This window comes from Parabacteroides caecihominis (genome assembly GCF_023656785.1).
In the GTDB taxonomy this organism is placed as follows: domain Bacteria; phylum Bacteroidota; class Bacteroidia; order Bacteroidales; family Tannerellaceae; genus Parabacteroides; species Parabacteroides segnis.
The window spans coordinates 32,881-55,709 of record NZ_JAMOKS010000027.1 but is presented as its reverse complement, the minus strand read 5'-3'; the positions used below and the strand labels follow the sequence as shown (position 1 = coordinate 55,709).

Below are 22,829 nucleotides of genomic sequence, written 5' to 3'. Positions count from 1 at the left end.
AATCACCTTTTATTATTATGACAGGTGGGATCGGATGAGTTCCTAAACAGAAATCGACTTTTTTCAAAAAAAATTATGATATTTGCTCTTAGATAAGAAAAACATATGAAAGGGAGTATACATAACGAACAATACCAGAATGAGAATTTTCTTTTGTCAGCATTACGTCAGTCAGACAGGGAAGCATATACCTTCTTGTTTCGGAAATATTACCCGATGTTGTGCGCATATTGCCATAAGTTTATTTCATTAGAAGATTCTGAGGAGATTGTCCAGGATGTTCTGTTCTGGTTATGGGAATCCCGCAAAGAGCTGGTTATCGAAAAATCACTCAGCCAATATCTGTTTAAAATAATATATAATAGAGCAATTAACAAAATAGCCAGTCTACAAGCAAAAAGTAAAGCCGACACCGTCTTCTTCGAGCAGATGCAGGAAATGTTACAGGAGACCGATTATTACCAGATTACAGAACTAAGGGAATTGCTCAAAAAAGCTATAAATAAATTACCGGACAGCTACCGCCAGGCATTTGTCATGCATAGGTTCCAACACATGAGTTACAAGGATATAGCTGAACAGGTAGGAGTATCGAGCAAAACCATAGATTATCGGATACAGCAGGCTTTAAAGATTTTACGCAAAGAATTAAAGGATTATCTGTCCCTCCTGTATTTTATTCATCTGGTTTAACAGAAAAATTATATATTATTCTTTATCCTGGCACATTAATCATTTATGATGAAATAGAATGAAATTATTTATCCAATTGTTTATCTTGCTGTTGTCACTAGGTATACTGTATCCGGCAAATGCTGCCGAGGCCGATAAAGCACCTACTATCACATTGAATATCAACAACCTTCCTCTACCAGAAGCACTTGTGATAATCGAAAAGCAATCAGAGATGTCCTTTTCTTACGAATCTTCGGTTATCAAAGATATTCCGAAAGTAACATTGCAGGTAAATCAGGTTCCGTTGCGTACCTGTCTTGATATGCTTTTCAGGGATCTCTCCGTCACCTATACTATAAAAGGAAAATTTATTATCTTACGAAGAAAAAGCAAATTCGTTACGATCAGCGGCTTTATCCGCGATCAATATACAACCGAATACCTTATCGGCGCTTCCGTCTACAATCCCCAAACCCAGGAAGGGACAGCAACCAATAACCATGGTTTTTTCAGTCTGACCGTACAACAAGGTGATATCCAGCTGGAAACATCTTATATTGGCTACCAGCGTTTCGCATATCATTTTAATGATCTGAAAAAAGATACGGTCATGGAAATACTGCTCAAAAGCGGTAAAGAGCTTCAGGAAATAGTCGTTACCGGAACAAATGCTTCACAAAATCCGGTACATACTCCCCAGATGGGGACATTGAAGATTTCACAAAAAACAGTAAAATCAATCCCTACCCTTCTCGGAGAATCGGACGTGATCAAGACTTTGCAGACACAGCCGGGCGTTTCGGCAGGAACGGAAGGTTTGGCAGGTATGTACGTCCGGGGTGGCAATGGCGATGAGAACCTCTATATGATAGACGGCATTCCCCTTTACCAGGTAAACCACCTGGGAGGGCTCTTTTCCGCTTTTAATGCCGAGGCTCTGAAAGATGTCGATTTTTACAAATCAGCTTTTCCCGCCCGTTACGGAGGAAGACTTTCAAGCGTAGTCGACGTACATACCAAAGATGGGAACATGAAAGAATATCATGGCAGTGCCATGCTGGGCCTCACTTCCGGAAACATTAATTTTGAAGGTCCGCTCGTCAAAGATAAAACATCATTCAATGCATCTCTGCGCCGCTCCTGGTTCGACGTGCTGACAGCTCCGGCACTTGCCATCTGGAACAGGATAGAGAAAAAGGATGGAAAAAAACGAACGGGAAGATATGCGTTCACCGACTTCAACATGAAGGTAAACCATCACTTCAATGACCGTAGCCAAGGATATGTCAACCTTTATTTCGGACAAGATTTTCTAAAAGGAGGAAGTACCGATTATAAAACGAGTGATGACAATCTCTACTACGAATCGAAAGATATCGGGAAATTACGCTGGGGAAATACCGTTGCCTCCGCCGGATGGTCTTATGTGATGAATCATAAAATGTTCAGTAATATTTCGGCTTATTACACACGTTATAATTCCTCCATAAGAAGAATAGAGGAAAACCAAACAGGTAAAAAAGACGATGAGGAATATAAGAAAAGTAAAAGAAATACATCGACTGAAAATGGTATCAACGACCTGGGTTTCCGGATGAATTTCGACTATTTGCCCGCTCCCGCCCATCATGTCCGTTTCGGTAGCAATTACATCTATCATCATTTCCGCCCGGAATATACCCAAAATGAAGTGACCGGCGATTATGAGAAACTGGAAGTCAAAGATGTGAAAGAGACCTTATCGGCAAATGAACTGGCTGTTTATGCAGAAGATGACTGGACAGTCAATCATTTTATCCGCCTGAATGCCGGGATACGTTTCAGTCTTTACAATGTCCGTCAAAAAACTTATACTTCGCTGGAACCCCGCATATCTTCCCGCTTCCTGGTCAACCCCCATCTAAGCCTGAAAGCATCCTATGCCCGGATGAGCCAGTACATTCACCAGATAAACGAAAGTTATATGAGTCTGCCGACAGATACCTGGATGCCGGTTAGTAAAAAACTCCGCCCACTGGTCAGCGACCAGGTATCGGCCGGCGCCTATTACAATCTGCACAACGACTATTCTTTCTCAGTAGAAGGTTATTATAAATGGATGAATCATATTCTCGACTATAAAGACGGCTATAATTTCCTCCCGTCATTCATCGGTTGGGAAGATAAACTGGCCCAGGGCAAAGGATGGTCGTACGGGGTAGAACTGATTGCCCGTAAAGAAACCGGACGTGTCACAGGATGGTTGGGATACGGACTGATGTGGGCAGACCGCCAGTTTGCTGAAATAAATGACGGTAAACGTTTCCCTGCCAAATTTGACAACCGTCACAAACTGAATGTTGTGGCCAACTGGAAACTAAGCGACAAAGTAGAATTAACCGGTAGCTGGACATTTATGACAGGAAACCGCCTTACCGCTTCTTTCGAAAATTACGAAGACCTCGGACAGGCACATTTTCCTTCCGACGTAGCTCCCATTCCTCCGTTTATGGATACACCGGGAGGACTTGAATATTTCACCGAACGCAATAATTTCCGCCTGCCGGCTTATCATCGGCTTGATCTGGGTATCAATATTTATCGTCCTAAAAAGAATGGACGCATGGGAATCTGGAATGTCAGTATATATAATGTATATTGCCATATGAATGCGATTACCTTAAAAAAGCGTTTCTGGTATAATTATGATTGTTATTTCGAAACGATGAGTATTCTGCCTATCATACCATCGGTTTCATACACCTATAAATTCTGAATAAGATGAAAACAAAAATACTTCTGTTATCTGTCCTGTCAGGCTTCATATCTATCCTGACTTCCTGTTATCGCGAAATTGACGTGGAGAAATATCGTACTACCCCTAAAATCGTCATTAACTGCCCTATATCCCCCGATACCGTTATCCGGGCGAGCATTACCCGCACCTATTTTTTCTCAGATCTGGACAATCTCAAACCTGAATACAATGGCTGGAACGGGCAAACAGAAATTTCAAGTATAAAATTAAGAAATGCAAAGGTTGAACTTTATATAAACGGGACTTACAAAGAAGACATGAGATGGCAGGCTTTGGATAGTGTCGACGAATATCACACACCAGATACCTTTTTCGTATCGACGATTATTCCGCAAGCTGGCGATAAAGTCAAAATTGTAGCAACCACACCCGAATATGGATCTGTATGGGCAGAAGACGTCGTTCCTCAACGGGTTCCGATCGAAAAGATAGAGATCAGTTGCCGGAAAGAAACCGGAGATCCTTACAGCATACAAAATAATACCCCTGGCAATATAACTTATAATAATGAGTATTATGCCTTTCAGTATTACATAACCTTCAGGGACACACCGGGTAAAGCGAATTACTATCAGTTATGGGTGGAAGGAGACATTCAATATATCGACCCCATATTCAACAGTGTAAATTCCACTATCGACGGGACGTTAGGCTATGACGGCGTAGACGGACGGGGCGGTCGTGTATTTACCGACGAACTTATTGATGGAAAAGAATATACCATCCAGGTAAAAGAACTGATACAGGCACATTATAGTGTTCAGGATTTGAAAGAAAGAAGCATTAACTTGTATTCTCTCTCCGAATCTTATTATCAATATTTGTTATCATTGGAAAAAATCAGTGCCAGCACTCTATCCGGCAGCTTATCTAACATAGGATTGGCCGAACCGCTTCGTGTTTATACCAATGTAAATAACGGCACCGGCATATTAGGAGCCTGCCAGCGTACTAACATAAAGATCAATCTGGGAGATTATATTCCAAAGAAAGAAGATAAATAAAAGCCTTCTCCGGATATATACGGAAGCCAGTATTTCTTATTTCTTCCGATTATTTGTACCTTTGTTCTGATAATACAAAAGGAACATTCATGTACTTCAAAGATATAATCGGTCAGGAAGAGATAAAAAAACAGCTTATCCATTCAGCACAAACAGGTGTTGTGCCTCATGCCCAGCTATTCACGGAACAGGGAGGTGCGGGAGCATTTCCTCTGGCACTGGCTTATGGCCGTTATCTGAACTGTACGCACCGGACCGAGACTGATGCCTGCGGGACATGTCCGTCCTGCCTGAAATTTAACGAACTGGCGCACCCTGACCTGCATTTTGTATTCCCTATTGTTGCCAAGAAGGAAAAGAAAAAAGAAGTATGCGACGATTATTTGACCGAATGGCGCGGTTTCCTGAAAGAACGTCCTTATTTCAATATCGACGGATGGCTGGATTACATCGATGCCGGCAATTCGCAGGCCATCATCTATTCGAAGGAAAGTGACGAAATCATCCGTAAACTGAATCTGAAAATATACGAGGCGTCTTATCGCATCCTGTTGGTCTGGTTACCCGAAAAGCTCCATCCGACCTGTGCGAATAAACTTCTGAAAGTAATAGAAGAACCTCCTTTGAATACCGTCATCCTGATGGTATCGGAAATACCGGACCAGATCTTAGGAACAATCCTGTCACGTGCACAGCGAATCAATGTCCGTTCCATCCACCCGGAGGCTATAACAGCTGCTATGATAACACGATTCGGACTGGCTCCGGACGATGCAAAACATGTGGCCCACCTGGCAAACGGGAGTTATCTGAAAGCCGTAGAAGCGATCAGCTTGAGTGAAGAGAACAGTTTCTATCTGGAGCAGTTCAAGACGATGATGCGTAACTCCTGGGCACGTAACGTCAAAGGGATGAAAGCGATGGCCGATGTTCTTGCCGGCATCGGACGCGAACGCCAAAAGAACTTCCTGCAATACTGCCAGCACCTGATCCGTGAAAACTTTATGTACCGTTTCCAGTCACCGGACCTGAATTATATGAATATGGACGAATCCGGTTTTGCCGTAAAATTCGCCCCTTTTGTTAATGAACGGAATGTATTCGATATCATGGAAGAGCTGGCAAAAGCCGAACGGCATATAACCCAGAATGTAAATGCCAAAATGGTCTTTTTCGATTTGTCGCTGCGACTGACGGTTCTGATAAAACGGTAAGCAAAAAATTATTCTAAAAAATCCAGCGTCAACAGTAACTAACCATAAATCAGTTACTGTTGACTGCCGAATAATAAATAAAGCCTAATGAATCAAGCCATCACCTACCGGAGAATAAGCTCCGATCTCACCGATATAAGCATATGATGAGCGAGAGTTTGATCCTACATAATACATGAAATAGCGTGCTTTCACAACATTAGCGCCCCTTGAAAACTGAGGGATATCGACTACATTATCTAAAGAGTAAACGCCATAGTCCTTCCATCCCGGATCCTTACTGTCTGCCGGATCGTTCAATGATTCAGCATAAAAAATCTGATGCGTCGGCTGGGCACCCGCTGAGTCGTCCATACGACGATAGACTTCAAAACTTGATATATTCACCGTTTCTCCCATATCTACTATAAAATAATGAGGAAAGCCAGAGTATGGATTATGCGAAGTGTGCCATGGAGTATTGATATCGCCATCGATGGTATTCGATGCCCCCCATCCATTTGTTGCAGCAGCATCGGAACTATAACCAACAATCTTCCAACCGGATTTGTCTATCGGACGTTCATAATAAACCGGTATGTTTCTAGATGTAGAAATAAATGTATCTATGGCACTCCCTTCTGGTATGAAACGTGAGCTGTAACTTATATTTCCCTTCAAATCATACAGGGTAGTTGTGGTAGCATCAGCCGGCAATTCCATACGAACCGTTTCATTGGAAGTATCGGTATATTGCAAATCCATACCAATAGCCCCTCTAGCTACTCCTCCCCAATAAATCACCATCGAATCACCTTCCATATCATAACGGGTAAACTCGGTAATGTAACTTCGGTTAGAAAGACTATTCTTATAGTTCTCTCCATAAGAAGATCCGGTAGCTTCAAACTCTAACGAACGATTACCGAATTTATCAAAACTGACTAATTGGAACAGATATCCGCTTTCCGGCATATCATCGAGTATAACAGGAAAAACACCAGTCTTTCCACCGATCTCGACATCGACAGAGTCTTCATAATTATTCCAATAAACGCGTAAATTTTCTACACGTTGAGCTTTTACATAAATGTCTAATTGAATCCGGTTCTCGCCTGCCCGAACACCTACACTATCCACTTTTGCAGCATAAACGATCTCTCCTTCGTCAAGATACTTGTCAGTAAGATCATTCATATCCGTACATGATTGGCTGGCAATTGCCAATAGCATCAGTAATACAAAATATACTTTATTGAATTTCATAAACTGTTCTTTTTATAATTATTGATATAATTCGGATCTGTTGTCTCCAAACACAAACAGCTCTCCAATCTGGAAATTATCGCCGCCTGCCCAAGTCCTGGTAACTTTTATACGAATCCATCGAACAGGTGGAACATCCAAGGGCATAATAAAATTCTCGCCGGATACAAGAGCTACATCATCATCTTCCGAAGAATGCTGACCTAAAGGAAGCCCCGAAGGCTTTACTGATTCGAAAGTACCCAACAATGTCCAACTATCCCAATTACCTGTAGGATCTAAATCCGTAGCACCATAAACTTCAAACTGTTTTAGGTTTCCTTCAGAAAAAATATAGGCATCTCCACGTTGATAGAGCAATAAACGACTGATCTTACCTACCGCACCTAAATCAATAGTAATCGATTGAGGCCAAATTCCTGTTCCACCCGGCGAACTAAATCCATTATCACCCGGACCATAAATACCATCCCATATACGAGACATCCCCCAACCTACACCTTCACCAATATCGTTCGGTAATTTAGCATCGGACCATTTAGTCTTATCGAATGAAGTTTCGAACATAGGTGTCAACTCTTTATAAAGCGTCGGACTGACATTTCCCCAGCGATCCTTCACGTAGATTCCAAAATCCATTGGAATAGTATCCAACCCACGAGCAGCTCCACTACCCTCTATAACAGTCGTATAGAACGTTTCCAAAGGTTGATAATCTCCATATTCATCTTTACGTACAATATGGACTGTCACCTCATCCCGGTTTGTATTAGTCCATTGTCCTTGTACACCACCAAAGTCCTGTACTAAATCAAGTGTTTTACCGATCGTCAGTACAGGAGGTTCTTCAGGATTCACCGTTACTTTCACAGGGGCAGATTCATTACGACTCCGATCCACTGCAATAAGCGAAACCTCACGCGGTTCCATATCGCCAAAACCTACTACCTTAATTGTATCTGTATAAAGGGAACTTTTGGCCTCAGCCATCCCATCCTTCAGGTTATAAACCGCTTTAACATAAAGTAAATCTTCATCATCCGGTAAAGTATAACTAAGAATAGCCCCTCCGGGAATATTTTTTACATTCACATTCGAGACAGCCCCCGGAGCAATAGAATCTATAGGTTGCTGCCCTATTGGAGATTCACTGCATGACCAAGTAATCAAACCTAGTGTCATGGCAGATAGTATAATCTTATTTTTCATATTCATCATTATTATAATGTATTAGATATTGAATTTATTACCAACCGTAATTTTGTACAAGATTTTTATTAGTAATAATATTCGTCTCCCGAATAGGCATAAAATAATCTTTCACTGTTACTTTTACAGGAACTTCAGCAACATTCTGCAATTTATAAAAGTCTTCAGGTGTCTCACCTAAGATATTCCACCCCTGAGGCTGTATATTATAAGTATCGATCTGTTTCCAACGACGAATATCCCAATAACGTTTGGATTCAAAAGCAAACTCAACCGTTCTTTCATCATGGATAATATTGCGCAAACCTTCTTTTGTCGTCGGTTTAGATGGGTCGGTAGAATATTTACTCCATGAATCTATTACCCCCTCCAATCCGGCACGTTCACGGATTCGGTCTATGTATTCATATACTTCAGCGGAAGGACCCGAATATTCATTCAATGCTTCCGCATAAAGCAAATAGAGATCAGCCAAACGAATAACAGGAAAAGGATAATACTCCGGTTCTGCAATAGTACTGTTAGTAACACCGTTTTTATAACTAGCCATTTTCTTAGGAGCATAACCGGTTATAGAATAGGAACTACCCCCTTGATAACCGGACCACCCCAAATTTAAAAAGTTAGTATAGTTACATGACTCAAAGTCATTTTTCCCATTTCCGTAGTAAATTCCCTGATCAAAACCTATGCTGGCATAAAAACGAGGTTCACGGTTGTAATGCATATAACAAGTACGTTGTCCTTCTTTTACAAAATATTTCTCATCTCCGGAAGATGGTTCCGAACGTAATTCATGGCGTTTGTCATACCATCCCTCTTTGCTCCATTGTTTATCTTCATTCATAGGTACACCATTGGATGTATAAAAACTTTCCACTGTTTTAATTGTCGGAGCCCATTGAGCACTAATCGTATTGATTATTCCAGCATCAATACGTACAACACGAGGAGTCGAATGATAGGAACGATCCCTGCATTGACTGTTTGTACCTCCCCATATCAACTCACAGTTCCAACGTTCGCAAACGACCTGACGCAACATAGTCTGTAATTGGAGCACAGGAGGCTGAGTCACTGTGATCGGCTCAATTTCCGTATACAGTTTCTTTCCGGCGCCATGACAAGCTTCTATCGCTTCTTTACAAGCATCTGCAGCAATTTTCCATTTTTCAGGATCATACGTTTGATTAAACAAGACTGTCCCGCGATTATCTATCAGTCCTGCCATTTCTGTATTACCATTGAACAAAGGACTGGCAGCCATTACCAACATCTCTGCACGAACAGCCAAAGCTATCTGTCTATCAACGCGACCGCCTTCAATACTCATAACCATGTCTTTATAATCCGGCAGATCAGGCAAAGCTTCCAAAATCAGATCATTTACATAAGTCACCACATCATCCACTTTATCACGATAAACCGCAACCTGTTCTGGTGAAGCAGAAACTGGTAAGTTTTCGTCTATAATAGGTACAGGACCATAACATTTCAACAAATAATAATGATAATATGCCTTTAGAAATTTCACTTCAGCAACCCAACGAATACGTTCTGATTCTTCCAGATCAACCGTATTAGCAATATTCTCCAGAAAAATATTACAATCACGGATACCAACGAATAAGCCTTTACCACCTTGCAGACCATCCCAAAAATTCAAGTAAGGATCATCCAATTTTTGAAATCCGCGTTGTAAATAAGAAGATGTAAACGTTGGAAATACATGTGATGCTATCGGATAGAACTGCCATGTCTCGTCACCACCGTTAATCGCCGGGTCATTAAATAAATCACCCCACTGCGGGCGATAGCTATAACAAGTATATAAAAACTTTTCGGCAGCAGCTCGATTCGTAAAAGCCGACTCAACCGTTGCAACATTATCCGGCACTAAATCCAGATAACCGTCACACGAAGTAAATCCCTGTAATAATGCTGCAAACATTAATATTTTATAGAATGTTTTCATGTAAACTAATTTATTGATAAATAAAATCCACTAAGATAAAATTTCGTTACCTCTCTCATTAGAAAGAGATCTGAGCTCCCAAATTGAATACACGCTGAACCGGATATCCTAAACCATTTCCACCCATTTCAGGATCCCACAATTTGAAAGGACTAAATGTAAGCAGGTTCGTACCGCTGAAATAGATACGAAAGTTCTTTACAAAGACTTTTTTAAGTACATTGGTCGGAACTGTATATCCGAACTCCAATGATTTCAAACGCAAGAATGAACCATTACGCATAAACCAGGTAGACGGTTTCTGATTATTCTCTACAGCTTCATAAGATAAACGTGGCCACAAAGCATACAGGTTACGATTATCTTCAGACCAGTGATCATCTGCATATGCTTTTAACAAAGCATTCTGTCCGTTGAGGAAAGGTAGAGTTCCGTTATCCGTTGATGTGTCGATCCAAAATGATTCACGAGCCAAGCCCTGGAAGAAGAAAGACAAATCCCATTGTTTGTATCCTCCGGACAGACCGAAACCATAAACAATTTCCGGACTAGTCGGATAACCCATCGGTACCATATCCAATTCGGTAATCTTACCATCGTTATTGATATCTTTATATTTGATATCACCAGCCATATAATTACCAAACTGAGTCGGTGAATTACGGATATCTTCTTCATCTGCAAATAAACGTTCAGCCACATAACCGAAATTCTGATTCAGGGAAGTCCCCAGTTTCGACTTCCAGGGGGTACTACTGTAGTCAGGTTCTTCGTAGGCAGTAAACTCACTGGTTGCATAAGTGAAATTAGCCATCCCCGTCAACCAGGCATCATTATTAATCATATGGTTATAGTTCAACGACAGATCGATACCACTACTTTTAGCTTTCCCCACATTAGCCATTACATCAGCCTGAAGCCCCATAGTTGTAGGAATAGAAGCACGTGACATTAAAATATTCCAACGGGATTCCATAAAATAATCCGCCTGCAATTCCAATTTGTCAAACAGACCTAACTCTACACCCAGGTTTGTTTTCCGGGCAGTCTCCCAGGTTATATCCTCGTTCGGGTAACGAGAGATCGAAACACCATTCAACGTACGTCCTCCAAAATTTCCATAAGTACCGAACGACGATTGCTTACCATCGCTATTCATATTTACTTCCGAAATATAGAAAAAACGATCTTCAGGTCTACCAATCGCATCGTTACCGGATAACCCGTGAGTAACTTTCAGTTTCAATTTATTAATCGTTTTCTTCAAATCATCATTCCAGAACGCTTCACTAGAAACAAGCCAACCAAGTCCCATTGAAGGAAAGAAACCAAAACGTTCCTTTTTTGCAAAACGTTCGGAACCATTATAACCGAAGTTTGCTTCAAGGAAGTAACGCGAATCATAAGCATAAGTAGCACGACCGGCAAAATTCACATTGCGTGAAGGCAATGAAAGTTGTAATGTATTGGCGTCGGAAGTTAGGGATTGACGAAGTGTGAAAACCAACATAGCACCAACAGCATGCTTTTCATTATAAGTTTGACTCCAATTAGTAGCCGTTTCAAAATAAGTTGTAGAACTAACTACTTTATTACCGGGAACAAAGTCTAATGTTTCACGTCCATCCTGTTCGTTAAGGGGGGCCAAAATATAGGTATCCTCCAACTTATTATAGGAACCTATTCTATAGAAGAACGGTACATATTGACGAGATACATCAAAATAACCATATCGATTTGTATTAAACATAGCACGAAGAGACAATCCTTCTGTGATAAAATCCAAATTCTGCTTCAATTCAAACTGAGCCGCCATCTGTGAGGTTTGCGTATCCTTATATCCTTTCAACATATCGGCATACGGGTTATTATACTGTCCCTTGTCTGCATTACCGAATAATATATGTTTGGTATACTGATTTGCTTCATCAGCCGGATAAGAAGGGGCGAACAAAACAGGGTTAGTTCGCATTACTTTTGAGAACAGCTGATCACCACCATCTATCGGTCCGGTATAATCATCAAATGCACCACTCAAGCGAACGATAGCTTCTGTTGTTTTAGTAACATTGATATTTACATTGGCACGAAGCATATATCGTTTCAGGTTGATATTATTATTGAAACTACTCTTTTTATCGACATTCAATACACCCTTATCCGAAATATAACTACCGGCAATATAATAACGAGCAACTTTACCACCACCACTTACGTTAAAGTTGGCACGGTAGTTGAATGTATTTTTCTTGAATAGTTCATTATACCAGTCCGTAGCCGGATAAACATACGGATTCACACCGGCAATCGTATTATCTATCTTCTGCTGCGAATAAGGTAGTGCTCCCATCGGATTACGTGTCAATACGGCTTCATTATGAAGGCGCATATAAGTGATCGGATCGGCCAGTTCCACCATTTTTGTCGGTTGCGACATGGAACCTTCCAACCGGATACTTACCTGGGCGGCCCCTTCCGCTCCTTCTTTCGTCGTTACCAAGATAACACCGTTAGCACCACGAGAACCGTAAAGAGCTGTTGCTGTGGCATCCTTCATAATAGAAAAAGAAGCGATATCATCCGGTTGAATACGGGATAATTCTGTGGTAGTAACCTCATTGTTATCAATAAGAATGAGAGGATCTTTTTTATAACCGAAAGTTGTCACACCACGAACAAAAAATTCAGCATTATCTTTTCCCGGTTCGCCACTTCGTTGATAGGCAATCACTCCGGACAGACGTCCGGCCATTGCCGTAGTCAGGTTGCTGGAAGGAACTTTCAATTCCGATGGATTCAAGGTTGTAATGGATCCGATAACGCTTTCCTTCTTTTGTTTAGCAAAAGCAACGACAGTCACTTCTTCCAATTCATCCGTTTTGGGTTTCATCGTGATTACAAGATCCTTCTTATCTTTGACCGTTACAATCTGATCTTCCATACCCAGATAAGAAACAGTTAGTTTCTCACCGACCGAAACACTGATCACAAATGATCCGTCGATATCTGTGGCCACACCTCTCGTACCACCTACAAGAACTATATTTGCACCGGGAAGAGGCTCTCCCATATCATCAATTACTTTTCCTTTTAAATTGAAGGTTACCTGACTCTGATTCGGAATAATCCCACTTGAAGCCGATTTGTCCCTATCTACTCCTACATTAACCGACGCAAAAGATATTGTATAACTAAAAACACATAGAATAGTTAGGGATACAGCTTTTCCTTTTATATTACTGCATATAGATTTATTCATTATATTGATATTAAGTTTAACAATTAAATATGTTAATTACTGATACTATTGAATAGGTTCATTTTATGTCTTCATAAGCTATTTTATTTATGTTACTGACTCTTAGTCCTTGTGGAACTATGTTAATATCAGAAACACAAGGCAGAAGACATACATTGTATATCAACGCATTAACAATTTAACACACAGTTAACACAAAAAGATTCCGTGGATTACATATCTGTTTTCAAGATGACTTTTGAAACTTAATTAGGGATAGTGCCAGTTTTATTATATTAAATATCATTTTTGTAACTTGTAATTTTTATTTAATACGGATATTTGTAACAATTAACAATCCGGATTAAATTAACATAGTTCCACAAGAACTGAGGATACCTTTAAATAACAAATATGAAATTGTGAAAAAATATGGCAAAATAAAGCCTTGACTATATTCGTAAATAGTTTACAGATAAAGAGATGATCCGTTATTTTATAATGCGAGAGTAACTTTTCCTCAAATTCGGATTATTTTTTCTGTTCCGATGTTTAAGATGCCTGCTATTTCTTTTATGCCGTTTGTTTTCCCGCCTCATTACGAAGTAACATGCCGCTATATAGAGCATAATAGCTATAAATCTTCCTATCATTTTTCTTGTATAAAATATATAATATATCTGTCCTGTATATATTCCCGCAATCCACACTTTAAAACTTTCTGTTTCGCTTTATATGCAAAACAGAAAGTAAATGTAGAGGACTCTCCAATTATATAGGAGATATAAGTAAGTTTGCTTTTCGCCATCCTTCAAGAGGTGAACAGTTAATCCCCTCCCGGTAAAACAACCTTACCCGACGATCCCGCTTACACATAAAACCAGCAAGATCAATGCCGCAATAAAAGGCCCCCAGAGTCCGACAACCAGACCGAATATAGCCATTCTAACTTGTTTTCTGCTGTACTTTACATCGTCAAGCACATTGGCCTGCAACTTTTTTTCAACACTTGTAACCATAATTATTCTGTTTTTTTAATTTGTAATCTGATAAAACTCACTTTTGAAATCGCTGGTCAGAAACTGTAATGAACACGTGCACTAAGTACTGTGAAGTTTCCTTCCCCGTTCCTGACATACTGAAAAATTGGCTGGATGAATAGAGATTCATTGATAGTCTTGTTCCACGTCAATTCCAGTGACCACTCTTTACCCTGAAAAAAACGGGCATACTGCCCTGACACCCCGAACTGGTTATTTACGCCAGCATACGTACAACCTATCTCCGCATACCGGTAACAACTGTTTTGCCTGCATGTGTTTTCCGAATACTGAGCCATCAAGGAAACATACTTGTCATCGACTTTCCACACAGGCTGTTCCCCGTAAATCCACCAGGCACAACTGGTCTTTTTCAGGGATTCCACCATTGGAGACATCTCTCCCTCTTCATCAACGGGGTATTGTCTGTTGTGTACGGCAGCCCCTATAAAGTAGGATCCATTCCCATATCCGTATTCCAGTTGAGCTATATTAAAAACACCATCCCGTTTCGGTCGGATGAGGAACGGATTGTCGTGCCGGTTCCAACTATTATAACCTACACCATTGTACAGGCTGTTTTTTAAAGTCCATCTGCTGAAATTCACATCAAAATATACGGTCAGTCCGGACAAAGGATAATTGGCAATCGGATAGCTTGCCGAAATCGTTGGAAAAATGCCGCAAGAGCTGTTTGTAAAGAGGGAAGTGACATCGGACGTGAAAAAATCTTCGTTCACATTGCGTACGCCGACAAACAGATGGACTTTCTCCCATGTGTGCATGTATCCCAACAGGGCGATAGCGGCATAATTATTCTCCTCCTCTATATTAGAGAAGGTCTGCCAGTCATCAATGATGTATTCGTTTGTCTTTGCAACATGAATCGTGGCAGCCTCCAAAGAGCCATCCTTCCACAGCGGAAGGGTCATGTCCAGCCTGAGAAGGTTTACCCAATTGGTCTTTTTCTTCATGTTCCACTGCCATTCGGTAGTATATGTACCACTGAAGGTCTGCGTAAAAGCGATAGTAGGCATCATGCAACCCATGAAGAAAAGTATTGTCTTTAATTTCATAACCACTGTTTTTGTCTGCGGGACATTTGCCAGATGAAAGCAAATGCCTCGCAGAGTTTTTACTTATTCAATTCAATCACTTCAGCAACTGGCAATAAAATAGCCAGCGTTTCTGTTTATAAATATTCCTCATCTTATTTTATAACCAACGTTTGAATGCACGGATATAGAGAACCTTTAGTCCCTGTGTCAGTATACAGTAAGAGAACAAAATACCGATGAGCCAGGGGAAATAAGTCCATGGAAGCGGTGTTAGACCTATGGAAGCACCAAACGATGAGAATGGCACACAGATACCGATAGCCATGATTGAGAATGTCATTACCAGTACCGGCCAAGATGCCGTGCTCTGGAAAAACGGGATCTTACGCGTACGAATCATATGCACGATCAATGTCTGTGACAGCAATCCCTCGATAAACCAACCTGACTGGAACAAGGATGCAGCTTCGGAACTCTGACAACTGAAGAACCACCACATCACAATGTAAGTCGCAATGTCAAAGATGGAACTGATGGGACCAATCCAGATCATGAAACGACTCAAGTCAGAAGAATCCCAGATACGAGGTTTACGTAGGTATTCCGGATCCATACGGTCGAACGGAATGGTCGTCTGGGAAATATCGTAGAGCAGATTCTGAATCAATATGTGAATAGGCATCATCGGCAGGAAGGGCAGAAATGCACTGGCGGCCAGTACGCTGAACATATTGCCGAAGTTAGAACTAGCGGTCATCTTCACGTACTTGATAATGTTACCGAATGTCTTGCGTCCTTCGAGTACACCGTTCTCCAATACCATCAGATCCTTTTCGAGCAGGATGATGTCGGCGCTTTCCTTGGCAATATCCACTGCAGAATCTACGGAGATACCGATGTCTGATTCACGCAGTGCGGCTGCATCGTTGATGCCGTCTCCCAGGAAACCGACCGTATTCTTTTGCTTCCGCAAGAGCTGGATAATCTCCACCTTCTGCATCGGTGTCAGTTTGGAGAAAATGTTACCCATTGCCACGGCTTTCATCTTGTCTTCCTCACTCATCTTTTCCAATTCGGGTCCCGTAACAGCCGTCGAGGTTTCGATACCTACTTGCCGGGAGATAGTCTTCACTACTGCATCATTGTCACCGGAGAGCACCTTGACCTCCACACCATGTTCGTGCAACTGGCGAATGGCTTGAGCCGCAGACGCCTTAGGTGGATCGAGGAATGCCAAATAACCTATCAACACCATCTCCTGTTCATCTTCCACAGCAAAATTGTTCTCCTTGCTCAGAAAGCTCTTATGAGCAAGGGCAAGGACACGCATACCCTGGTTGTTCATCTCTTCGACAAATTTTTGCGCTCTCACCCGTATGTCTTTGACGAGTGGACGCACCTCACCGCCAAATTCGGCATAGGAACAGATACTCAGCATCTCCTCCACAGCGCCTTTGGTGATGATCTGGCGTTTTCCATTGTTGTCCTCCACTACAACCGACATCCGACGACGGGTAAAGTCGAACGGAATCTCGTCCACCTTCTTATATGAACTGCTCAACGATTCCAGCCCCAGTTCCTTAACGTGCGAGAGGACGGCGCGATCCATCAGATTTTTCAATCCGGTCTGGAAATAGCTGTTGAAATAGGCGTGTCTCAGGATACGGTTTTCCTTATCTTCGGTGCCGTCTGCATTGACATGGCGTTCCAGTACGATTTGATCTTGCGTCAGCGTACCGGTCTTGTCGGTACAGAGTATATTCATAGCACCGAAGTTCTGGATGGCATTCAGATCCTTTACAATTGTTTTTTTCCGCGACATGGCCATAGCCCCCTTTGACAAGTTGGCGGTCACGATCATAGGCAGCATCTCCGGAGTCAGCCCAACTGCCACGGAAATGGCAAAGATAAATGCTTCCATCCAATCTCCCTTCGTGATACCGTTTACAAGGAACACTATCGGAACCATGATCAACATGAAACGGATGAGCAGCAAACTCACTTTGGTGATACCCTTGTCGAATGCCGTGGCTGCGCGGTGTCCGGCTATGCTCTTAGCAATGGTTCCCAGATAAGTGTTGTTTCCCGTCTCGAAAACGATCCCCTTGGCTGACCCGCTTACCACGTTGGAACCCATGTAGCAGATATTGTCCAGTTCCACTACGCTTCCCTTATGGTATTTCTTACCCATCACCTTAGCGGTTTTCTCTATTGAGTCGGATTCGCCCGTCAGACTAGACTGACTGATAAACAAGTCTTTTGATTCGATGATACGGATATCGGCAGGAATCATGTCGCCGGCGGCAAGCATCACAATATCTCCCGGAACCAGTTCCTCTATACTGATTTCTCCGTCGGGAACTCCCCCACGTTTCACATAGCAGGTATTTGTTACCATTTTCTGCAAAGCCTCGCTTGAACGGTTGGCTTTCCATTCCTGAGTGAAACGCAGGATGGCACTCAGAACGATCATTGTCGTAACGATGATGATGGATGTCCAATCCTGATCACCGGGAGCAGCCATTAGTACATCCATCACAAAGGATATAATAACCAATGCCGTCAGTACACCAACAAAGGGGTTAATGAATGCCTTGGCAAACATGATGAGTGGTTTTTTCTTTCTTTCATGTACAACCTCATTCTTCCCGAAGAGGGATTGTCTTTTCTCTACTTCGTCTTCGTTTAATCCGAATTGAGTCGTCCGGAAATAATTGAAGACTGATTCAAGCGGCTGTGCTGCAGCCAAAAATACCTTCTCGGCATTAAAGGCGAATTGTTCGTTACTTTTTTTTCTCTTCCACATGTTACTTTTGTTTAATGTGTTAATTATTCTATTTTGCCTTTCGCGCCGCAAAAGTAGGGATGGTTCTTTTGGATGGCTGTTAGAAAACTATTAGAGTGCTATTAGAATTTTATTAGAGCGAACTCTAATGGTTTTCTAATAGCACTCTAATAGTTTTCTAACAGTCCCCTATCCGGGATACCCGTATTTTTGCTGATAAAAAACAATGATTTTATTTACTGATTATCTGGCAAGGATAGGATGTGCTTTTCTCATGGGTACTCTTATCGGTGTAGAACGACAATATCGCCAACGTAATGCAGGATTGCGTACTAACATTCTCGTTTCTGTAGGGGCAGCCGCATTCACCGTGTTGTCTTATTCTATGACATCCGGTAGTGGAGATCCTTCCCGTGTGGCAGCACAGATCGTTTCGGGAATAGGTTTCTTGGGTGGAGGACTTATATTGAAGGATGGTTTCACCGTCAGGGGACTGAATACGGCAGCCACGATCTGGTGTTCTGCAGCCTGTGGTACGCTTTCGGGAGTAGGGTTTTATAAGGAATCGGCTATCCTGGTGATATGTGTATTGGTGACGCACTGTCTTTTCCGCCCATTGTGCACATTCCTTGAAAAAAGAACGGCCGGAGTGTTTCATTATTCCGTCCATGCCGAATGCCAAAGAGATGTGTCCGAAAATATACAACAGCTCATCATGGATACGCTGGCCTTTGATCAGGATGTAAGGCTGAATTCACTCTTCTACAAAGGGGATGAAGATCGGATAATTGTGTGTTGCGATATGGAAACATTGGGAGATCACAAAGTCCTGCTCGATCTGGTTGTATCCCGTCTGCGTTCCCGTCCTGGTGTATTCGGTGCCGGATGGGAGAAACAAATATCTCCTCAGGAAGACTTTTGAGCAGTACCGGTTATATCAGACGTGGGGAAGCTTCACAACAAAAGTAGTACCTTCTCCACGTTCAGAGTGTACAGCTATCTCTCCGCCATGTAAACGGATGATCTTTTGGGACAATGCCATGCCTATGCCATGCCCCTCCACTATTTTCTCATCTTCCCCTCTATAAAATAAGGTAAAAAGATTCTGTTTGTCTATCTCCGACATACCTATACCGTTATCCGATAGATGAATAATAGTCCATCTATCCCAAAAAGAGATCTGGACAGATGAAGTGTTATTGCCAGAATATTTACAGTTGTTCTCTATAAGATTAGAAAAGGCAATGTTCAGCAAATACGGATTTCCCATCGTGGTAATTAAACGGTCATCGTCCGCCTCCTCCTGTCCGAAAAGCAAGTCTATATGATATTCCGGATGTGCCCTTAATATCAACTCCCTTACATCGAGCAACAACTCGTCCAGCCGAACATCCCGCATACTGATTTCTTCTTTCCGATAATCAGCCTTGGCTAGATTCAATAGTCCATCGATCAACCTGGTCATCCGCCGGGCATCCTGCAGCATGTTTTGCATGGCATAGCGGTACTGCTCTGTCGTACGCTCTTTTTGCAGAGACAGGCCTAACTCTGCGATGAGGGCAGACAACGGTGTACGCAGTTCATGGGAAACGTTGCTAACAAACATCCTTTGCGAATTGAATGAGATTTCCAACCGGTTAAGCAATGCATTGAAGGCCGTGCTGAGCTCACCTAACTCATCCTTTTCGTTCTTCACCGGAAGACGCCGGTCTATCTGTGAAGCGGTAATCGTTTCTGCCTCATTCACGATATTGCGTATTGGCTGCAACGAGACCCTGGCCAGGAAATAACCGGTGATGAACAGCAGGGATAGTCCTACAATAAACAGAATAAACAGCGTTTTCTGTAATCCGATCAGATTATCATAACCGTAACCATCATAAGCAGCGGCCGTGACTATATATTCTTTTCCTCTATACGGATAAACCATACCGACCCCCTGATACTTACCGATATGAAATTCTATCTCCTTTTTCCGCAGAATGTCGTTTATCATTTCCTGCGTTTCCTTAATAATATCGTTCTGTATGGCATCATGATAAAGCATTTGGAAGTCGGTCGTATAAACAGCCACCTCCACTTCGTTGATGAACTTCCTGTTGTTCAGATAAATAGACTGCATGATCCGGGCATCTACCTGATCTGCAAGAAACAAGTGAGCTTTGGTGATCCCCTCACTCTTCAGGTCTCTGAAAAAAGTTTTGTCGCGTGTCTGTTCGCTGACCAGATAGATCAGGATCATACACAGCAAGAAGACGGTGGCTGTTACACCGGTATTCTTTAAAGTAAGTGCAGTTCTTATTTTCATAACTTGTCTGTAAAGATAAAACCAACTCCCGGTTTAGTATGGATAAGTTTGACTTCGAAATCCCTGTCTATCTTTTTACGCAAATAGTTGATATACACATCTATAAAATTGGTTCCTGTATCAAAATGGGTATTCCATACTTTCTCCGCTATCTCCATGCGACTGATAACCCTATCCGCATTCTCCACCATATACACCAGCAGATTGTATTCTTTAGGGGAAAGTCTGATGGATATGTTGTTTCGTGCAACTTCCCGCTGCTCCAGGTTTACAGACAAATCCGCGTAAGCAATCTGCTTCACAAGAACCTCACCCAATACCGCATGCCTTTTCAGCAGGACCCTGACCCTAGCTGTCAATTCCCTAAAATCAAAAGGTTTCACCATATAATCGTCCGCCCCGACATCGAAGCCTTCCAGTTTATCATCAGCCGCTCCCAAAGCAGTCAGCATCAGAATCGGAACCCGATCGTCAATCTTGCGGATTTCCCTGCATAACTCGAAACCGTCCATCTTGGGCAGAATGATATCTGAGATAACCAGTTGGAAAGTATTTGACTGGAAAAGACGCAACCCCATGGCACCGTCATAGGCTACCAAAGCCTGATAACCGTTCTCTTCCAAACCGATTTTCAACAAATCGGCTACTCTCTTTTCATCTTCCACTATTAATATACTCTGCATGTTTCTTTTGTTTTGTATCTGAAAATTCGGATCGGTTATTTAAATGTAGATTCTTATATCTAAAACAAAAGTACAAAATAATCAGCTCTTTGCTATCATATATACTTTATTATTAATGCTTGGATTCTTTACTTTATAAACTATAGCTTCTTACTCCTCCAATTTCCTTTCCACAAATAAAAGAATGCAATAAACAGCATCCCATTATAAACATATTCCGTTGTCCAGCAAACAGCCACATCGGCATGCAACCAGACACCAACCAGGAATGTATAAGATACATATACAAAAATACTTGCCATATCGATCCATAATGCAACCTGTGTGTTCCCTGTTCCCGAAACGCTGAAGAAATAAATAAAAGCAGGAACCGCCAATATATAGGAAGAAAGCATGACCCAAAGGGACGGAACAGAACATTGTATCAAGTCCGGATTATCCGTATAAATACGCAGTACCAAATCCGGAAATAAAGCGATCAATATCCCTAACGGCAACACAAAAAAGTAACAAAGCCTTATCATCTGCCCGCACAATCCCATCACCTGGTCTGACTTGCCGGAACCGATCAGGTTACTCACCAGTGAACTCGATGTGGAAGCAAACGCATTGACAAACATAAACAGGAAAGACGAGATACTCCGTACTACATTCGTTATAGCCAGCGGACGTTCCCCCTGATGCTCCATCACTACAAAAAAGATAAACCAACCGACAAACGCGATACCATGTTGCACCATTATCCAGATCGATACATTCAATATTTGTTTCAACATCCGGAAATCAATTCCGGTAAAGCTGAACATTCCATACTTCTTATAATCGATCTTCTTCCAAGTATAAATGATAAAGAACAACACCGACACCGCCTCAGAAATAGAAGAGGCGATCGCCGCTCCGGCAATCCCCAAAGCCGGGAAACCGAACTTACCGAATATCAGGATATAATTCAGCACCACATTCGTCAGCACCATCACGACAGAGTTGGCTGTCAGTATCTTAGTCTTGGTGATACCGACATAAAACGCCCTGAACATCACCGCTATGAACGAGAAGAAGAACCCATAGACACGCCAGTCGATATAGCTCATGGTCGCCTGGTAAACTTCATCCGAGCCGATCAGCTTCCGGAGAATCACCGGTGAATAAAAATGGGAAACCGTAAATAAGGTGGCAGCAAGCAATAACAGGAAAAGTGCTCCCTGCATGAAAACCGGTCCGATCCGGGTATAATCCTGTGCTCCGTTGCGCCGGGCAATCAGAACCTGTGCTCCGACGCTAAAACCGAATCCCAGCATATAAATAACCAGATAATAAACTCCCGCCAGTGCCGAAGCTCCTAGCTCAACCTCTCCTACCCGGCCCAGATAAGCCGTATCGGTCAACCCGATCATATGCTCCATCAGCAAACTGATGAGTACAGGATAGGTAATCTGCCAAATTTGTTTATTCGTAAATTGCATAATGGATATTCAAAAAGGGATGCAAAGGTAGTAATAAGAAGTTTCCCATACAATATAACCGTTAATTATCCGTTTATCATTTTGTCACTACTATACCATCTAATTCGGATTACTATACCGGATATTTGAAAATAG

General features: G+C 41.9%; 15 protein-coding genes. 5 read left to right on the top strand and 10 right to left on the bottom strand.

Features of this window, described 5'->3' with window-relative positions:
• The first annotated feature begins 105 nt into the window (after positions 1-105).
• The 4 genes from NBH14_RS20115 (at position 106) to NBH14_RS20100 (ending at position 5,690) form a co-directional block, all read left to right on the top strand.
• A complete protein-coding gene (locus NBH14_RS20115; RefSeq protein ID WP_186959162.1) occupies positions 106-693 on the top strand; it encodes an RNA polymerase sigma-70 factor in 588 nt (195 codons plus the stop codon).
• A 58-nt stretch (positions 694-751) separates the two neighbouring features.
• Positions 752-3,430 carry a TonB-dependent receptor domain-containing protein gene (locus NBH14_RS20110; protein WP_186959161.1) on the top strand — a complete coding sequence of 893 codons (2,679 nt, stop codon included), beginning with the start codon at positions 752-754 and terminating at the stop codon, positions 3,428-3,430.
• A 5-nt stretch (positions 3,431-3,435) separates the two neighbouring features.
• Positions 3,436-4,476, top strand: coding sequence for a DUF4249 domain-containing protein (locus NBH14_RS20105; RefSeq protein WP_186959160.1), 1,041 nt, complete (start codon positions 3,436-3,438; stop codon positions 4,474-4,476).
• Between the two features lie 89 nt (positions 4,477-4,565).
• Positions 4,566-5,690, top strand: a complete 1,125-nt coding sequence (locus NBH14_RS20100; protein ID WP_186959159.1) for a DNA polymerase III subunit — start codon at positions 4,566-4,568, stop codon at positions 5,688-5,690.
• An 84-nt stretch (positions 5,691-5,774) separates the two neighbouring features.
• Here the strand turns inward: NBH14_RS20100 and NBH14_RS20095 are convergent, their stop codons facing one another.
• From NBH14_RS20095 to mgtA, 7 genes are all read right to left on the bottom strand, one after another.
• Positions 5,775-6,935, bottom strand: a complete 1,161-nt coding sequence (locus NBH14_RS20095; RefSeq protein WP_186959158.1) for a DUF4998 domain-containing protein — start codon at positions 6,933-6,935, stop codon at positions 5,775-5,777.
• A gap of 18 nt (positions 6,936-6,953) precedes the next feature.
• A complete protein-coding gene (locus tag NBH14_RS20090; RefSeq protein ID WP_250817724.1) occupies positions 6,954-8,105 on the bottom strand; it encodes a DUF5000 domain-containing lipoprotein in 1,152 nt (383 codons plus the stop codon).
• A gap of 76 nt (positions 8,106-8,181) precedes the next feature.
• Complete coding sequence (locus tag NBH14_RS20085) at positions 8,182-10,119, bottom strand: RagB/SusD family nutrient uptake outer membrane protein (protein WP_186959156.1); 1,938 nt, start codon at positions 10,117-10,119, stop codon at positions 8,182-8,184.
• Positions 10,120-10,177: 58 nt separating this feature from the next.
• On the bottom strand, positions 10,178-13,378 hold the full coding sequence (locus NBH14_RS20080; RefSeq protein WP_186959155.1) for a SusC/RagA family TonB-linked outer membrane protein: 3,201 nt from the start codon (positions 13,376-13,378) through the stop codon (positions 10,178-10,180).
• 830 nt (positions 13,379-14,208) lie between these two features.
• Complete coding sequence (locus NBH14_RS20075; RefSeq protein WP_186959154.1) at positions 14,209-14,376, bottom strand: hypothetical protein; 168 nt, start codon at positions 14,374-14,376, stop codon at positions 14,209-14,211.
• Between the two features lie 56 nt (positions 14,377-14,432).
• Positions 14,433-15,473 (bottom strand): carbohydrate porin, encoded by a 1,041-nt coding sequence (locus NBH14_RS20070; RefSeq protein WP_186959153.1) that lies wholly within the window; start codon positions 15,471-15,473, stop codon positions 14,433-14,435.
• 139 nt (positions 15,474-15,612) lie between these two features.
• The gene (mgtA, locus tag NBH14_RS20065; RefSeq protein WP_186959152.1) at positions 15,613-18,261 is read right to left on the bottom strand and encodes a magnesium-translocating P-type ATPase; all 2,649 of its coding nucleotides are present in this window, start codon (positions 18,259-18,261) and stop codon (positions 15,613-15,615) included.
• Between the two features lie 205 nt (positions 18,262-18,466).
• Here mgtA and NBH14_RS20060 point away from each other — a divergent pair, with 205 nt between their 5' ends.
• Positions 18,467-19,162 carry an MgtC/SapB family protein gene (locus NBH14_RS20060; protein WP_186959151.1) on the top strand — a complete coding sequence of 232 codons (696 nt, stop codon included), beginning with the start codon at positions 18,467-18,469 and terminating at the stop codon, positions 19,160-19,162.
• Between the two features lie 15 nt (positions 19,163-19,177).
• Here the strand turns inward: NBH14_RS20060 and NBH14_RS20055 are convergent, their stop codons facing one another.
• The 3 genes from NBH14_RS20055 to NBH14_RS20045 form a co-directional block, all read right to left on the bottom strand.
• The gene (locus tag NBH14_RS20055; RefSeq protein WP_186959150.1) at positions 19,178-20,548 is read right to left on the bottom strand and encodes a HAMP domain-containing sensor histidine kinase; all 1,371 of its coding nucleotides are present in this window, start codon (positions 20,546-20,548) and stop codon (positions 19,178-19,180) included.
• Complete coding sequence (locus NBH14_RS20050) at positions 20,545-21,231, bottom strand: response regulator transcription factor (RefSeq protein WP_186959149.1); 687 nt, start codon at positions 21,229-21,231, stop codon at positions 20,545-20,547. The genes NBH14_RS20055 and NBH14_RS20050 overlap by 4 nt, the downstream gene beginning before the upstream one ends.
• A gap of 140 nt (positions 21,232-21,371) precedes the next feature.
• A complete protein-coding gene (locus NBH14_RS20045) occupies positions 21,372-22,694 on the bottom strand; it encodes an MATE family efflux transporter (RefSeq protein WP_250817723.1) in 1,323 nt (440 codons plus the stop codon).
• Positions 22,695-22,829 lie beyond the last annotated feature (135 nt).

What these genes read in the sequence shown, in the direction of transcription:
- NBH14_RS20115 (WP_186959162.1), top strand. Translation starts at nt 106, where the DNA reads ATGAAAGGGAGTATACATAACGAACAATACCAGAATGAGAATTTTCTT.
- NBH14_RS20110 (WP_186959161.1), top strand. Translation starts at nt 752, where the DNA reads ATGAAATTATTTATCCAATTGTTTATCTTGCTGTTGTCACTAGGTATA.
- NBH14_RS20105 (WP_186959160.1), top strand. Translation starts at nt 3,436, where the DNA reads ATGAAAACAAAAATACTTCTGTTATCTGTCCTGTCAGGCTTCATATCT.
- NBH14_RS20100 (WP_186959159.1), top strand. Translation starts at nt 4,566, where the DNA reads ATGTACTTCAAAGATATAATCGGTCAGGAAGAGATAAAAAAACAGCTT.
- NBH14_RS20095 (WP_186959158.1), bottom strand. Translation starts at nt 6,935, where the DNA reads ATGAAATTCAATAAAGTATATTTTGTATTACTGATGCTATTGGCAATT.
- NBH14_RS20085 (WP_186959156.1), bottom strand. Translation starts at nt 10,119, where the DNA reads ATGAAAACATTCTATAAAATATTAATGTTTGCAGCATTATTACAGGGA.
- NBH14_RS20080 (WP_186959155.1), bottom strand. Translation starts at nt 13,378, where the DNA reads ATGAATAAATCTATATGCAGTAATATAAAAGGAAAAGCTGTATCCCTA.
- NBH14_RS20075 (WP_186959154.1), bottom strand. Translation starts at nt 14,376, where the DNA reads ATGGTTACAAGTGTTGAAAAAAAGTTGCAGGCCAATGTGCTTGACGAT.
- NBH14_RS20070 (WP_186959153.1), bottom strand. Translation starts at nt 15,473, where the DNA reads ATGAAATTAAAGACAATACTTTTCTTCATGGGTTGCATGATGCCTACT.
- mgtA (WP_186959152.1), bottom strand. Translation starts at nt 18,261, where the DNA reads ATGTGGAAGAGAAAAAAAAGTAACGAACAATTCGCCTTTAATGCCGAG.
- NBH14_RS20060 (WP_186959151.1), top strand. Translation starts at nt 18,467, where the DNA reads ATGATTTTATTTACTGATTATCTGGCAAGGATAGGATGTGCTTTTCTC.
- NBH14_RS20055 (WP_186959150.1), bottom strand. Translation starts at nt 20,548, where the DNA reads ATGAAAATAAGAACTGCACTTACTTTAAAGAATACCGGTGTAACAGCC.
- NBH14_RS20050 (WP_186959149.1), bottom strand. Translation starts at nt 21,231, where the DNA reads ATGCAGAGTATATTAATAGTGGAAGATGAAAAGAGAGTAGCCGATTTG.
- NBH14_RS20045 (WP_250817723.1), bottom strand. Translation starts at nt 22,694, where the DNA reads ATGCAATTTACGAATAAACAAATTTGGCAGATTACCTATCCTGTACTC.